Annotated in this window: 14 protein-coding genes; all 14 read left to right on the top strand. The window is 65.1% G+C overall.

What is annotated here, in order from left to right; translation table 11 throughout:
* Nucleotides 1-15: 15 nt before the first annotated feature.
* The 14 genes from fliQ to ALVIN_RS14540 all read left to right on the top strand — a co-directional run bounded on the left by fliQ (nt 16) and on the right by ALVIN_RS14540 (nt 13,937).
* Nucleotides 16-285, top strand: a complete 270-nt coding sequence (gene fliQ / locus ALVIN_RS14605) for a flagellar biosynthesis protein FliQ (protein ID WP_012972097.1) — start codon at nt 16-18, stop codon at nt 283-285.
* A 30-nt stretch (nt 286-315) separates the two neighbouring features.
* Complete coding sequence (gene fliR / locus ALVIN_RS14600) at nt 316-1,098, top strand: flagellar biosynthetic protein FliR (protein ID WP_012972096.1); 783 nt, start codon at nt 316-318, stop codon at nt 1,096-1,098.
* 3 nt (nt 1,099-1,101) lie between these two features.
* On the top strand, nt 1,102-2,256 hold the full coding sequence (gene flhB, locus ALVIN_RS14595) for a flagellar biosynthesis protein FlhB (RefSeq protein WP_012972095.1): 1,155 nt from the start codon (nt 1,102-1,104) through the stop codon (nt 2,254-2,256).
* Complete coding sequence (gene flhA / locus ALVIN_RS14590; RefSeq protein WP_012972094.1) at nt 2,253-4,361, top strand: flagellar biosynthesis protein FlhA; 2,109 nt, start codon at nt 2,253-2,255, stop codon at nt 4,359-4,361. Before flhB ends, flhA begins: the two co-directional genes overlap by 4 nt.
* Nucleotides 4,362-4,383: 22 nt before the next feature.
* The gene (gene flhF, locus ALVIN_RS14585; protein WP_012972093.1) at nt 4,384-5,682 is read left to right on the top strand and encodes a flagellar biosynthesis protein FlhF; all 1,299 of its coding nucleotides are present in this window, start codon (nt 4,384-4,386) and stop codon (nt 5,680-5,682) included.
* Nucleotides 5,669-6,496, top strand: a complete 828-nt coding sequence (locus tag ALVIN_RS14580) for a MinD/ParA family protein (RefSeq protein ID WP_012972092.1) — start codon at nt 5,669-5,671, stop codon at nt 6,494-6,496. The genes flhF and ALVIN_RS14580 overlap by 14 nt, the downstream gene beginning before the upstream one ends.
* A complete protein-coding gene (locus ALVIN_RS14575) occupies nt 6,497-7,243 on the top strand; it encodes an RNA polymerase sigma factor FliA (protein ID WP_012972091.1) in 747 nt (248 codons plus the stop codon).
* Nucleotides 7,244-7,289: 46 nt separating this feature from the next.
* Complete coding sequence (gene cheY, locus ALVIN_RS14570; RefSeq protein WP_012972090.1) at nt 7,290-7,670, top strand: chemotaxis response regulator CheY; 381 nt, start codon at nt 7,290-7,292, stop codon at nt 7,668-7,670.
* A 3-nt stretch (nt 7,671-7,673) separates the two neighbouring features.
* Entirely contained in the window at nt 7,674-8,438 is a 765-nt protein-coding gene (locus tag ALVIN_RS14565; RefSeq protein WP_012972089.1) for a protein phosphatase CheZ, read from the top strand.
* Between the two features lie 26 nt (nt 8,439-8,464).
* Nucleotides 8,465-10,594 carry a chemotaxis protein CheA gene (locus ALVIN_RS14560; RefSeq protein ID WP_012972088.1) on the top strand — a complete coding sequence of 710 codons (2,130 nt, stop codon included), beginning with the start codon at nt 8,465-8,467 and terminating at the stop codon, nt 10,592-10,594.
* Nucleotides 10,591-11,676 (top strand): protein-glutamate methylesterase/protein-glutamine glutaminase, encoded by a 1,086-nt coding sequence (locus ALVIN_RS14555; protein WP_012972087.1) that lies wholly within the window; start codon nt 10,591-10,593, stop codon nt 11,674-11,676. The genes ALVIN_RS14560 and ALVIN_RS14555 overlap by 4 nt, the downstream gene beginning before the upstream one ends.
* 1 nt (nt 11,677) lies before the next feature.
* Complete coding sequence (locus ALVIN_RS14550) at nt 11,678-12,421, top strand: flagellar motor protein (RefSeq protein WP_012972086.1); 744 nt, start codon at nt 11,678-11,680, stop codon at nt 12,419-12,421.
* Between the two features lie 9 nt (nt 12,422-12,430).
* Nucleotides 12,431-13,360: a flagellar motor protein MotD gene (motD, locus tag ALVIN_RS14545; RefSeq protein ID WP_012972085.1), complete on the top strand. Its 930-nt coding sequence runs from the start codon at nt 12,431-12,433 to the stop codon at nt 13,358-13,360.
* A 94-nt stretch (nt 13,361-13,454) separates the two neighbouring features.
* Nucleotides 13,455-13,937, top strand: a complete 483-nt coding sequence (locus tag ALVIN_RS14540; protein ID WP_012972084.1) for a chemotaxis protein CheW — start codon at nt 13,455-13,457, stop codon at nt 13,935-13,937.
* Nucleotides 13,938-13,967: the final 30 nt, after the last annotated feature.

Below are 13,967 nucleotides of genomic sequence, written 5' to 3'. Positions count from 1 at the left end.
CGAGGACTTGCAGAGATGACACCCGAAATGGTCCTGGATGTCGGCAAGGAGGCCGGCGAGGTCATCATCCTGATGTCCGCCCCCCCCTTGCTGGCTGGACTGATCATCGGTCTGATCATCAGTCTGTTCCAGGCCGCGACCCAGATCCAGGAGATGACGCTGACCTTCATTCCCAAGCTGGTCGGGGTCGGGGCGGCGCTGATCTTCGCCGGACCCTGGATGCTTACGCTCGTCACCGACTATGTCACCCGGCTCTATGAGAGCATCCCCGGCATGATCGGTTGAGTCACGCGGTCCCGCTCGCCCGCTATCGCCATGTCGACCCTCACGCTCGAAGCCACGGATATCCTGCGCTGGACCGTCTCGCTGGTCTGGCCCTTCGTGCGCATCAGCGCCATGCTGCTGGTCATGCCCGTCTTCGGTGCGCGTCAGATCAACGCGCGCGTACGTCTGGGGCTGGCGCTGCTGCTGGCCTGGATGATCGCGCCGCAACTGCCCGAGGTACCGGCGATCGATCCGCTCAGCGTCGGCGGGGTGGTCGTGGCGATCGAGCAGGCGCTGATCGGGATCGCGATGGGCTTCGTGGTCACCCTGGTGTTCTCGGCGATCAATCAGGCCGGCGAGGCCATCGCGCTCTCGATGGGGCTGGGCTTTGCCTCGGCGGTCGATCCGGTCGGCGGGGTGCAGGTGCCGATGATCTCGCAGTATCTCTCGATCATCGCGACCCTGATCTTCCTGGCCATGAACGGGCATCTGGTGCTGTTCGAGCTCCTGCTCAGGAGCTTCGAGACCTTTCCGATCGGGCTGGATGGCCCGGACAACGAGGATCTCTGGTATATCGCGAACTTCGGCAGCCAGATGTTCGCCGGGGCCGTGCTCATCGCCCTGCCGGCGGTGGCCTCGTTGCTGCTGGTCAATCTGGCCATGGGCGTGGTCACGCGCGCCGCACCCCAGCTCAATATCTTCGCTATCGGTTTTCCGATCACCATTCTCGCCGGTTTTCTCATCATCCTGCTGACGCTGCCGAGCCTGACGGCGCGCATCGGCGACTTCCTGCTCACGGCCCTGCCGCTGATCGAGCGGATCGCGAGGATCTGAGCCATGGCCGAGAACGAAAACGGCCAGGAACGCTCCGAAGCCCCCACCGCCAAACGCTTGCGCGAGTCGCGCGAGAAAGGCCAGGTCGCGCGTTCGCGCGAACTCAACACCTTCATCATCCTGATCGTGGGCGGGGCCTTTCTGCTCTTCCTCGGCGGCGGTATGGCCGCGCGGATCAGTCAGTTGATGATCGACGGCTGGACGCTGGAACGCGGGCTGATTTTCGACGAGGGTCTGCTGGTGCCCCATCTCCAGCACCTGCTCGGGCGCGCGCTCCTGATCCTGGCGCCGCTGTTCGGGCTGCTCATGGTGATCGCCCTCATGGGGCCGATCCTGGTCGGGGGCCTGAACTTCTCCACCCAGGCGCTCATGCCCAAGTTCTCCAAGGTCAATCCGATCAGCGGCCTCAAGCGCGTGTTTTCGGTACAGGGCCTGATGGAACTGGTCAAGGGACTGGGCAAGTTTGGGCTGGTCGGGATCGTGGCGACCCTGGCCATCATGAGCATCTGGGGTAATCTGCTCACACTCGGCGAACTGCCGGTGGAGCAGGCGATCGTCCAGACCGTCCACATGGCCGCCTGGCTGTTTCTCATCGCCGCCGCCGCCTTGCTGGTGGTGGCGGCCATCGACGTGCCCTTCCAGGTCTGGAACCATCAGAAACAACTGCGCATGACGCTCCAGGAGATCAAGGACGAGTTCAAGGAGACCGAAGGCAAGCCCGAGGTCAAGGGCCGCATCCGCCAGTTGCAGCACGAGATGTCGCAGCGGCGCATGATGTCGGAGGTGCCCAAGGCCGACGTGGTCATCACCAATCCGACCCACTATGCCGTGGCCATCTCCTATGTGCCGGCGATCATGCCGGCGCCCCGGCTGCTGGCCAAGGGGACGGATGCCGTGGCCCAGGCCATCCGCGCGCTGGCCGAGGAGCACCGCATCGTGCGCGTCGAGGCGCCCCGCGTGGCGCGCGCCATCTATTTCACCACGGATCTCAATCAGGAGATCCCCAACGGGCTGTTCGTCGCCGTGGCCCGTATCCTGGCCTATGTCTATCAGATCCGGCGCGAGGATCCGGACGTCGAGCTGGCCGATGACCTGCCGGTGCCCGAGGAGTATCTCGATCCGCGTAGCGCGCCGCGTCGCCGGAGACGGCGTCGATGACCACGCTCGTCGAACGCCTGACCGAGGTCGGGCGCATGGGGCTGGTCACGCCCCTGCTGCTGATCGCGCTGCTCGGCATGCTGGTGCTGCCGCTGCCGCCGTTCCTGCTCGATCTGCTGTTCACCTTCAACATCGCGCTGTCGCTGATCGTGGTCATGGTCGCGGTCTATACGCCGCGTCCGGTCGATTTCGCCTCCTTCCCGACCGTGATCCTGGTGGCGACCCTGCTGCGTCTGGCGCTCAACGTCGCTTCGACGCGGGTGATCCTGCTCAACGGCGGCGAGGGCACCGAGGCGGCGGGCAAGGTGATCGAGGCCTTCGGTCAATTCGTTCTCGGCGGCAACTTCGCCATCGGCGTGGTGGTGTTCACCATCCTGGTCATCATCAACTTCGTGGTCGTCACTAAGGGCGCCGGGCGCGTCTCCGAGGTCAGCGCCCGCTTCACCCTGGATGCCATGCCCGGCAAACAGATGGCCATCGACGCCGATCTCAATGCTGGTCTGATCTCGCAGGAGGACGCACGCAAGCGCCGCGAGGACGTGGCCCAGGAAGCCGATTTCTACGGCTCCATGGACGGCGCCAGCAAGTTCGTGCGCGGCGACGCCATCGCCGGCATCCTGATCCTGTTCATCAACATCATCGGCGGCATCATCATCGGCGTCACCCAGGCCGGGATGACCTTCGCGGATGCCTCCAACACCTTCATCCTGCTGAGCATCGGCGATGGTCTGGTCGCCCAGATCCCCTCGCTGCTGCTATCCTCGGCCACGGCCATCATCGTCACCCGTACCTCCAGCTCCCAGGACATGGGCCAGCAGGTGTTCGGCCAGATGTTCGCCAACCCGCGCGTGCTCTATATCTCGGGCGGCGTCATCGGAATCCTGGGACTGATTCCGGGGATGCCCAATCTGGTCTTTCTCGGGATCTCTTCCAGTCTGATCGGGGCCGGTTATCTGATCGCGGCCAAGCCGGCGGCGCCTCCGCCGGAGGTCATCGAGCGTCTGCCGCAGGGGCTGGAACTGCCCGCGCCCGAGGATCGCGATCTGTCCTGGGAGGATGTGCCGCCGGTCGATCTGGTGTCGCTGGAGGTCGGCTACCGGCTCATCCCCCTGGTCGACCGCACTCAGGACGGCCAGCTCATGACCCGCATCAAGGGCATCCGGCGCAAGCTCTCGCAGGAGTTCGGCTTTCTCATCCAGCCGGTGCACATCCGCGACAACCTGGAGCTGGGACCGAACCAGTACCGGATCTCACTGCTGGGTGTGACGGCCGCCGAAGCCGAGGTCTTCCCCGATCGCGATCTGGCGATCAATCCGGGCCAGGTGTTCGGCACCGTCGAGGGCACGCCGACCAAGGATCCGACCTTCAATCTCGACGCGCTCTGGATCGACCCGGCCAACCGTGATGTGGCCCAGGCCGCCGGTTATACCGTGGTCGACTCGGCCACTGTCATCGCCACCCATCTGTCACAGATCTTCCGCGAGAACGCCCACCGCCTCATCGGACACGAGGAGGTCCAGCATCTGCTCGATCAGCTCGCGCGCCGCTCGCCCAAGCTGGTCGAAAACCTGCTATCGTCCAAATCGATCTCGCTCGGGGTGGTGCTCAAGGTGCTCCAGAACCTGTTGGCCGAGCAGGTGGCGATCCGCGATCTGCGTACCATCGCCGAAACCTTGGCGGAACGCTCGGCCAAGAGTCAAGATCCCGCCACTCTGACCGCCGCCGTGCGCGTGGCACTCGCCCGTTCGATCGTGCAGGATCTGATCGGACCCGACGACGAGCTGCCGCTGATCGCACTCGATCCATCATTGGAACAACTGTTGCATAAATCGCTACAAAGCAGCCAGGGCGAAACCATCGGTATCGAGCCCGGTCTGGCCGAGCGGCTCCAGCGCTCGGTGATCGAGGCGGCTCACAAGCAGGAAGCCGAGGGCGCGCCGGCTGTCTTGGTGGTGGCTCCGGAGATTCGCTCCTGGATCGCGGGCTGGCTGAGAGGCGCGGTACGCAACCTGACCGTGCTGGCCTTCACCGAGATCCCGGACAACCGACGCATCCGGGTCGTGGCCACCGTGGGCAAGAGCGACAATGCTCAGGCACGGGCCTGATCGAGTAACGGGAGTTTGAGCGATGAATGTACGGCGCTATCAGGCAAAGAACATGCAGGACGCCATGCGCCAGGTGCGTGAGCAGCAGGGACCGGACGCCGTGATCCTGTCGAGCCGTCGTGTCGATGGCGTGCTGGAGGTCGTGGCCGCGACCGAGGCGCCGACCGAACCGGTCGCGCCCGTGCGTCCCAGTGTGTCACGCGCTACGCGCCCGGCGTCGGCCGATTCCGATCTGGCCGCCATGCGCCGCGAACTGCGCGATCTACGCGCCCTGCTGGCGCAACAGCAGGCGCTGAGCGAACGCGATCAATGGGCCGTGCGTCATCCGCTGGCTGCCGGGATCGCCGAACGGCTCGTCGAGTGCGGGTTCGACGATACGCTGGCGCGCTCGCTCATCGGCGGACTCCAGGAGGATCAGACGCACGAGGACGCCTGGAGTCGTCTGCGGACCCGTCTCGCCGCCTCGGTCGCGACCGTGCAGCCAAGCGTTCTGGAGCGCGGTGGTGTCCTGGCGCTCGTCGGCCCCACTGGCGCGGGCAAGACTACCACCCTGAGCCGACTGGCCCTGCACCGCATCCGCCGCCTGGGGCCGGATTCCGTCACCCTGGTCACCTTCGACCGTCAGCGCATCGGCGCCCACAAGCAGCTCCAGGCTTTCGGCCAGATGGCCGGCGTACCGGTCATCCTGCTGGAGAACGAGCGCGATCTCATCGCTCTGGCCAACCGCAGCGCCAGTGATCATCTCATTCTCGTCGACACCGAGGGGCGCTCCGCGCGCGATGCCGCTGAGCGCAAGCTCTTCGCCCAGATCCGTCATCTGGTCGAGATCGAGACTTGGCTGGTGATTCCGGCGACGCATCAGGCCGGGGTGCTGCGTCAGGTGCTCAAAGCCTTCCAGAGCTGCGAACCCACGGCTCTCGTCCTGACCAAGATCGACGAAGCCGAACGGCTCGGCGAGATCCTCTCGGTGCTGCTGGAGCAGCATCTGGGGCTGGTTTTCCAGAGCGACGGACAACGCATCGAGGAAGACTTCCACAAGGCTGACACGGCGCATCTGACGCGCCTGGCGCTGGGCGAGCCGAGTCAGCGCTTCCAGTCGCGCGTTGAGATCGAAACACCAAACGTCGGTAGCGAGCGCAGCTGGTTCACCGCGCGCGATATCTCCGCGCTTGCTCCCTGTGAGCCATTGTCTAGACTATCGACCCCGAAGACTCCGAGCCCGAGTACGCGGACGCCATCGGCGCCCAGTGCCGTGACGCGCGACAGCCTGGTGCTGGAGTCCGTGATCCCCTTCAGGAAATCCGTGCATGCAGCCTACTAGGAACCGGCCCTTTCTGAGCCTCGCCATCGCCAGCGGCAAGGGCGGCGTCGGCAAGACCAATGTCGCGGTCAATCTGTCCGTGGCCCTGGCGCGGCTGGGTCGCAACGTCATGCTCTTCGACGCTGACCTGGGCTTGGCCAACGCCGACCTGATGCTCGGACTGCGTCCGACCAAGACGCTGCACGATCTGGTCGCCGGGCGCGTCGAGCGTCTGGAGGACGTGCTACTGCCCGGTCCGGACGGGCTGTTGCTGGTGCCTTCGGCCTCCGGCATCGGTTCGATGGCCAATCTGACGCCGGCCGAGCATCTGGGCCTGATCCGCGCCTTCAGCAGCTATGACAAGCCGCTCGATATCCTGGTCGTCGACACGGCGGCAGGCGTCCATGATTCGGTCACCAGCTTCTGCAAGGCCGTCCAGCAGGTGTTCGTGGTGGTCTGCGACGAACCGGCGTCCTTGACAGATGCCTATGCACTGATCAAGGTTCTACATCAGGAGCACGGGGTGCGTCGTTTTCGGATAATCTGCAACATGCTACGCGACATCGAATCCGGTCAGCGTCTGATGCGCAAACTCTCGGCTGTCTGCGCCAACTATCTGCCGGATGTGGTGCTGGAGACGGCGGCCATGATCCCGATGGACGACAAGCTGCGTCTGGCGGTGCAGCGACGCCAGCCCGTGGTCAGCCTCTATCCGGGCAGTCCGGCCGGCCGCGTCTTCAACGACCTGGCACGTCGGATCGATGCCGCGCGCGGCGGCGCCACTGACCTGGGCGGCATCGGCTTTTTCGTCGAGCGTCTGCTGCAAGGCGCCTAGATGGTCCGCGCCCGGTCTCGGATGGGGTATGCGAGCGCCGGCGACGAGGCGGCGCGGCTGGTGTCCGAGCATGTCGATTTGGTGCGGCGCATCGCCCATCATCTGGTGGCGCGGTTGCCGGCCTCTGTTCAGGTCGAGGATCTGATACAGTCCGGCATGGTCGGACTGATCGAGGCGGCGCGCCAGTTCCAGACGGGACAGGGCGCGACCTTCGCCACCTATGCCGGCATTCGTGTGCGCGGAGCCATGATCGACGAGCTGAGGCGCGCCGACTGGACGCCGCGTTCGGTGCATCGCAACAGTCGCCGTATCGCCGAGGCGATCCATCAGGTCGAATCACGCGAAGGACGCGCGGCCAGTGATCGCGAGATCGCCGAAACACTGGGGGTCACACTCGACGACTATCATGGCATGTTGCAGGATACGGCCAGTTGCCAGATCCTAGGGCTGGAAGACCTGTTTGGCGAGGACGCCGACAGCGACAGGTTCCTGCCTGGGGCGGGCACCGCTCCGACCGAGCAACTGGAGCGCGAGCAGTTCGCCCAGGCCTTGGCCGAGGCGCTGGCGGACTTACCGGAACGCGAGCGCCTGGTGCTCGCGCTCTACTATGATGAAGAACTCAATCTGCGCGAAATCGGAGCCGTTCTCGATGTCACCGAGTCGCGCGTGAGCCAGATTCGCAGTCAGGCCCTGCACCGTCTGCGGGGCCGTTTGAGCGACTGGACCCGAGCGGGACCCGGCGCGTGATTCTCAAACCAACAGATTCCATGTGGAGCGTTGCGTGGACAAAGGCATGAAAATTCTCATCGTGGACGATTTCTCCACCATGAGACGCATCATCAAGAACCTGCTGCGTGAGCTGGGGTTCAGCAATACCTCCGAAGCCGACGATGGCAGCACCGCGCTGCCGATGCTCAAGAGCGGCGGCTTCGACTTCCTGATCACCGACTGGAACATGCCGAACATGGAGGGCATCGCACTGCTCAAGGCGGTGCGCGCCGACCCCATGCTCAAGTCGCTGCCGGTGCTCATGGTGACCGCCGAGGCCAAGCGCGACCAGATCGTCGAGGCGGCCCAAGCCGGCGTCAACGGCTATATCGTCAAACCCTTCACCGCCGAGACGCTGAAGGAAAAGATCGACAAGATCTTTGAGCGCCTCGATGCGCAGGGATGAGCGATGGACAACGATGAAGAACGTCTGAGTCTACAGCTGGATCTGGCGCGTCGTCTGGTCGAGCAGTTGGAGGCCGGAGATCGCGCCGGGGCCGACGAGAGCATCCGTCAGCTGCGCCTGCCCTATGAGCGCGAACTCTTCGAGGAACTCGGCAAGCTCACGCGCGACCTGCACGAGGCGCTCAACAGCTTCCGCGGCGACTCGCGCCTGATCGAACTGACCCGCGACGAGATCCCGGACGCCAAGGAGCGTCTGAACTATGTCGTCTCCATGACCGAGCAGGCGACGCATCGCACGCTCAACGCGCTCGACGAGTCCATGCCCATCGCCGAGTCGCTCCACGACCGTTCGGCGACGCTGCACGAGCAATGGAGCCGCTTTCGCAATCGCGAACTGTCGGTCGACGAATTTCGCGAGCTGGCGCGCGAGCTCGACGACTTCCTGACCCAGAGCGGACAGGAGACCGAACGCCTCAAATCGCTGATGTCCGAGATCCTGATGGCCCAGGACTATCAGGATCTCACCGGTCAGATCATTCGGCGGGTCATCCGGCTGGTGCATGAGGTCGAGGAGAACCTGGTCGGACTCATCCGGCTGTCGAGCGCCCGGATGGAGTTGCCCAAGGTCGCCAAGGCGAGTCCGGACGAAACCGAAGCGTCAGAGGTTCGAGGGCATGGACCGATCGTACCCAATACGCAGGACGCGGGCGCCGATGTCGTCAGCGGACAGGACGACGTGGATGCACTGCTCTCCAGTCTGGGCTTCTAGCCCACCGAACCCCAGAGTGATCATGCATGGCAATCGATCCGAATGACGAAATCCTCCAGGACTTTCTGGTCGAGGCCGGTGAACTGCTGGAGGCGCTCAACGAGCAGCTGATCGATCTGGAGCAGAACCCCAACGATCGCGATCTGCTCAATGCGGTCTTCCGCAGCTTCCACACCATCAAGGGCGGTGCGGGCTTCCTCAATCTCAATGCCCTGGTCGTGGTCTGTCATCATGCCGAGGACGTCTTCAATCTGCTGCGCAATGGCGAGCGCCGCATCGACCCGGTTCTCATGGACGTGGTGCTGCGCGTACTCGACGTGCTCAACGTCATGTTCGGCGATCTCAAGTCGGCGCGTGAGCCCGAGCCGGCTCCACCGGCACTGATCGCAGATCTGGCGGCGCTCGCCGTTCCGGACGCGGCGGGGACGAGTGCACCCGAACCCGCGCCGGAGCCGGTACCCGAACCACCGCCCGTCGCCGAGTCCGAGCCGCTCAGCGCTCGACCGCCCGAGCCGACGCCGGCGCCCGCAATCGAGGCCGGCTCCACGGCCGAATCGGCCGACGAGATCACCGAGGCTGAGTTCGAGGCGCTGCTCGATGCGCTCTCGGGGCAGCCTGCCGAGTCAGCATCCATCGATCGCGCGGCGGTCGCCCCCGAGCCACTGGTACCGGCGCCGCCAGCCGAACCGCCTGGGACAGTGTCTGTCGCCGAGGAGGCGACCGGCGCCAATGATCTGATCACGGACGACGAATTCGAGTCATTACTCGACCAATTGCATGGCTCGGGAGCGGCGAAGCCCGTCGAGACACCTAAACCGAGTCCGCTGCCGGTTCCAAGCCGCCCGGCGGCCAGTGCCTCCCTCCAGCCTCCCGTGCCTGCCGCCGATCCGTTCGACACGGCCAAGGCCCAGCGCGCGGCCGCTGTGCCCGCCGGTGAGACCTCGGTGCGGGTCGATACCCAGCGGCTCGACGAGATCATGAATCTGGTCGGCGAGCTGGTGCTGGTGCGCAATCGCTTGAGCATGCTGCGCGTGCGCACCGGCGACGAGGAGATCGGCAAGGCGATCGCCTCGCTGGCGCTCGTCACCTCGGACCTGCAGGCAGCGGTCATGAAGACCCGGATGCAGCCGGTCAAGAAGGTCTTCAGCCGCTTCCCGCGCGTGGTGCGCGATCTGGCGCGCAATCTCGGCAAGGAGATCGAGTTGGAGACCTTCGGCGAGGAAACCGATCTCGACAAGAATCTGGTCGAGGCGCTCGCCGATCCGCTGGTGCATCTGATCCGCAACGCGGTCGACCACGGCATCGAGATGCCCGATGAGCGCGAAGCCAAGGGCAAGCCGCGCCGGGGCACCGTGGTGCTGGGCGCGGCTCAGGAGGGCGATCACATCTCGCTGCTGATCCAGGACGACGGACGCGGCATGGATCCCGAGAAGCTGCGCGCCAAGTCCGTCGAAAAGGGACTGCTCGATCCCAGTCAGGCCGAGCGCCTCTCGACACGCGAATGCTTCGATCTGATCTTCATGGCCGGCTTCTCGACCAAGGAGGAGATCTCGGACGTCTCGGGGCGCGGGGTCGGCATGGACGTGGTCAAGACTCGGATCGCCCAGCTCAATGGCACCGTCGAGATCGACTCCAAACTCGGAGTCGGCACCAAACTCAACGTCAAACTGCCGCTGACGCTCGCCATCCTGCCGGCGCTCATGGTCATCCTCGATGGCCGGCGCTTCGCCATCCCCTTGGCCTCGGTCTCGGAGATCCTGGATCTGGATCTCACGCGCACCCATTTCGTCGACGACCAGGAGGCCATCATGGTGCGCAACCATGCCTTGCCCCTCTATTACGCCTCGCGCTGGCTGCATCCCTATCGTCTGGTCGAACCCAAGTCGGACTCGCACGTGGTCGTGGTCCATGTCGCTCAGCGCAAGATCGGTCTGGTCGTCGACGATCTGGTCGGTCAGGAAGAGGTCGTGATCAAGCCGCTCGGCAAGGGGCTGCACGGCGTTCCCGGACTGGCCGGCGCGACCATCACGGGTGACGGCGGGATCGCGCTCATCATCGACATCCCGGCGCTGGTACGCCTCATGAGTCAGCCGGGGTACGGCGGACGGGCCTCACACGCGCAGCTGCAACCGGCCGAGACGGGGATGCCGGCATGAGTCTACGTGTCGTCGTGGTCGACGATTCCGGCTTCTTCCGCCGGCGCATCGTCGAGATCCTCAACGCGGACATCGGTATCGATGTCGTCGGGACCGCCGCCAATGGCCAGGAGGCCATCGAGGTCGTCAAGCGTCTCAACCCGGACGTCGTCACCATGGACATCGAGATGCCGGTGATGGACGGTATCACGGCGGTGCGCCGCATCATGGCCGAGTCACCGCGCCCGATCCTGATGTTCTCGACCCTGACCACCGAGGGCGCCAAGGCGACGCTCGATGCGCTCGATGCCGGCGCCATGGACTTTCTGCCCAAGCGCTTCAGCGAAATGGCCAAGGATGAGGATTCGGCCAAGATCCTGCTGCGTCGGCGGGTGCGCGCGCTCGGTCGCACCCGGCTCACGCGTCCGGCGGCTACGGCGCCGCTCGATCGTCCCGTGCTGTCCGGGGCGGCGCCTCAGGCTGCACCGGCGCGCGCCGCCGCGCCGCGTCTCTCGCCCAGCGCCACGCCGCTGAATAGTCTGCGCGCGGTTCTGATCGGCACCTCAACCGGCGGGCCGGTGGCGCTGCAGGAGGTGCTCAAGGGGCTGCCCAAGAGCTTCCCGCTGCCGATCATCCTGGTCCAGCACATGCCGGCGAGCTTCACGCCGGCTTTCGCCGAGCGTCTGAACAATCTGTGCCAGATCGACGTCAAGGAGGCCGTCTCGGGCGACGTGCTCAAGCCAGGCAGCGCGCTGCTCGCCCCTGGGGGGGTACAGCTCATCCTGGAGGGCGGCGCCCAACCCAGGGTGCGCATCGAAGAGAGTCCGCCCGGCACCATCTACAAGCCGAGCGTCGACATCACCTTCAGGTCGGCGGCCGCCGCCCTGCGCTCGCAGGTGCTGGCCGTAGTGTTGACCGGCATGGGGGCCGACGGGCGCGAGGGCGCGCGCGAGCTCAAATCCAATGGTGCACATATCTGGGCGCAGGATGCGGCCAGCTGCGTGGTGTTCGGGATGCCGGCGGCGGTGATCGACGCCGGTCTCGCCGATCAGATCCTACCGCTCAAGGAGGTCGGACCAGCCTTGGTCAAGGGTTTCTGTTGAGATGGACATCCTGAGCCTGACCGGGTTACTGCTCGGGCTGGTGGCCATCCTCGGCGGTGTCGTCGCCAAGGGCAGCTCGGTGGCGGCGTTGTGGAATCTGGCAGCGTTCCTGATCGTGGTGATCGGTACCCTGGGCGCCACCCTGGTGCAGACCCGGGTTCCGGTTTTCCTGCATGCCTTCAGGATGTTCCCCTGGGTCTTCAAACCGCCGCGTCTGGAGTCGCGGGGCATGATCAAGCGTATCGTCGAGTGGTCGCAGATTTCGCGCAAGGAAGGGTTGCTGGGGCTGGAGGATCGCTCGAACAAAGAGCCGGATCCCTTCGTGCGCAAGGGGCTGCAATTGCTGGTCGATGGCGCCGAGCCGCAGACGCTGCGCCAGATCCTGGAGTCCGATCTCGACAACAGCGAGTCCTTCGATCTCCAGGGGGCGCGCGTCTTCGAGAGCATGGGGGTCTATTCGCCCACACTCGGCATCATCGGCGCGGTCATGGGACTGATGGCCGTGATGCAGAACCTGACCGAGCCGAGCAAGCTCGGGCAGGGGATCGCCGCCGCCTTCGTCGCGACCATCTATGGCGTGGGCCTGGCCAACCTCTTTTTCCTGCCGGTGTCCAACAAGCTGAAATCCATCGTCCAGGCCCGGGTCAACCATCAGACCATGCTGCTCGAAGGCTTGATCGCGATCGCCGAGGGCGAGAACCCGCGTAACATCGAGAACAAGCTCAACGGTTTCATTCAGGGGTGAGTCCAAGTCATGGCGCGGCGCAAGCGGCACGAGGAGCACGTCAATCACGAGGCCTGGGCCATCCCCTATGGCGACCTGGTGACGCTCCTGATGGCCTTCTTCGTGGTCATGTACGCCGTCTCGGTAGTCGATGCCGGCAAGTACAGCGTGCTTTCCGAATCGCTGATCGAGGCCTTCGGCACGTCGGCACCCATCGATCCGATCCAGATCGGCGACCCGATCCTGGAGTCGAATCCAGTCAGCGACGACGTGCGCCGTTCGCTCGCCCCGGTCGAGGTCATCGCGGGGAGTCCGGCGATCGAAACGACCGAGCCGGACCTCGAACCCTTTTCGCCGACCGATGTTGCGCTCGCCGCCCTCATCGGCTCGGCCTCCGAAGAAGAGCGCGGGCGAATCCTCGGCGAGATCCGGGAGATGTCGACCGAACTGGAGGAGGCGATGGGTTCGTTGATCGAGGCCGGCAACATCGAGATCAAGCGTCAGCCCTACTGGATCGAAGTCGCCATCAACAGCAATCTGCTCTTTTCGAGCGGCTCGGCGACCCTGGAGCCGGCGGCACGGCCGGTGCTGGCCAGGGTGGCCCGACTGCTCGGACGACGCGACGTGCGCATCCATGTCGAGGGTCACACCGATAACCTGCCGATCAACAACACCATCTATCCGTCCAACTGGGAGCTGTCCTCCGGGCGCGCGGCGACCGTGGTCAATCTGTTCGCCCAGAACGGCATCGACCCCGAGCGCATGGTCGCTATCGGCTACGGCCAGTTCCAGCCCACCGACAGCAACGCGACCGAGGCCGGGCGGGCGCGCAACCGGCGTGTCGCCGTGATCGTGCTGCCGGATGTTCGGCAGGCGCGCTCCGGTGAACGCACCGAACCCGAGCGGCTGAAGTCGGATTTCGAGGTGGAGCCGGGGCCGGGCATCGGTGTGATCCAGTGACACCCGTGGCCGCGCTCATGGATTCATGGCGTTCGAACAGACCAGATCGATCCGCGGACGCCGAGCTTGCAACACTGAACCGAGAACAAACACCATGACTGCATCCGATTCACGGGCGAGCCAGCCGGTCGGCTCCTCGTCCTATGTGACCTTCAGCCTGGCCGACGAGACCTATGCCATCGACGTGCTCCAGGTACAGGAAGTGCTCAAACTCACCGAGATCGCGCCCGTCCCCGGCGTGCCCGACTACATCCTGGGCATCATCAATCTGCGCGGGGACGTCGTGACCGTGATCGATGCGCGGCGACGTCTCTCGCTGCCGGTGCGCGAGCCGGACGAGGCCTCGCGCATCGTGATCATCGACGTGGACAACCAGAACATCGGGATCCTGGTCGACTCGGTGGCCGAGGTGGTCCAGATCCCGGCGGCCTCCATCGATCCGGCTCCCGCTGTCGGCAACGACCAGACCAGCCGCTTCATCCTGGGTGTCACCAGCTCGGATGACGGTCTGACCATCCTGATCGATCTCAACAAGCTGCTCTCCGACGAGGAGTGGGCGAGTCTGCGGGAGTTGTGAGATCCACGTGACCCAGCCCGCCATGGCTCA

The sequence above is a fragment of the Allochromatium vinosum DSM 180 genome, assembly GCF_000025485.1.
In the GTDB taxonomy this organism is placed as follows: domain Bacteria; phylum Pseudomonadota; class Gammaproteobacteria; order Chromatiales; family Chromatiaceae; genus Thermochromatium; species Thermochromatium vinosum.
The sequence above is the reverse complement of the archived record's forward strand: the minus strand, read 5'-3'. Positions and strand labels throughout refer to the sequence as shown.

Excerpts from the sequence above, each read along its gene's own strand:
- fliQ (WP_012972097.1), top strand. The coding sequence starts at position 16 with ATGACACCCGAAATGGTCCTGGATGTCGGCAAGGAGGCCGGCGAGGTC.
- fliR (WP_012972096.1), top strand. The coding sequence starts at position 316 with ATGTCGACCCTCACGCTCGAAGCCACGGATATCCTGCGCTGGACCGTC.
- flhB (WP_012972095.1), top strand. The coding sequence starts at position 1,102 with ATGGCCGAGAACGAAAACGGCCAGGAACGCTCCGAAGCCCCCACCGCC.
- flhA (WP_012972094.1), top strand. The coding sequence starts at position 2,253 with ATGACCACGCTCGTCGAACGCCTGACCGAGGTCGGGCGCATGGGGCTG.
- flhF (WP_012972093.1), top strand. The coding sequence starts at position 4,384 with ATGAATGTACGGCGCTATCAGGCAAAGAACATGCAGGACGCCATGCGC.
- ALVIN_RS14580 (WP_012972092.1), top strand. The coding sequence starts at position 5,669 with ATGCAGCCTACTAGGAACCGGCCCTTTCTGAGCCTCGCCATCGCCAGC.
- ALVIN_RS14575 (WP_012972091.1), top strand. The coding sequence starts at position 6,497 with ATGGTCCGCGCCCGGTCTCGGATGGGGTATGCGAGCGCCGGCGACGAG.
- cheY (WP_012972090.1), top strand. The coding sequence starts at position 7,290 with ATGAAAATTCTCATCGTGGACGATTTCTCCACCATGAGACGCATCATC.
- ALVIN_RS14565 (WP_012972089.1), top strand. The coding sequence starts at position 7,674 with ATGGACAACGATGAAGAACGTCTGAGTCTACAGCTGGATCTGGCGCGT.
- ALVIN_RS14560 (WP_012972088.1), top strand. The coding sequence starts at position 8,465 with ATGGCAATCGATCCGAATGACGAAATCCTCCAGGACTTTCTGGTCGAG.
- ALVIN_RS14555 (WP_012972087.1), top strand. The coding sequence starts at position 10,591 with ATGAGTCTACGTGTCGTCGTGGTCGACGATTCCGGCTTCTTCCGCCGG.
- ALVIN_RS14550 (WP_012972086.1), top strand. The coding sequence starts at position 11,678 with ATGGACATCCTGAGCCTGACCGGGTTACTGCTCGGGCTGGTGGCCATC.
- motD (WP_012972085.1), top strand. The coding sequence starts at position 12,431 with ATGGCGCGGCGCAAGCGGCACGAGGAGCACGTCAATCACGAGGCCTGG.
- ALVIN_RS14540 (WP_012972084.1), top strand. The coding sequence starts at position 13,455 with ATGACTGCATCCGATTCACGGGCGAGCCAGCCGGTCGGCTCCTCGTCC.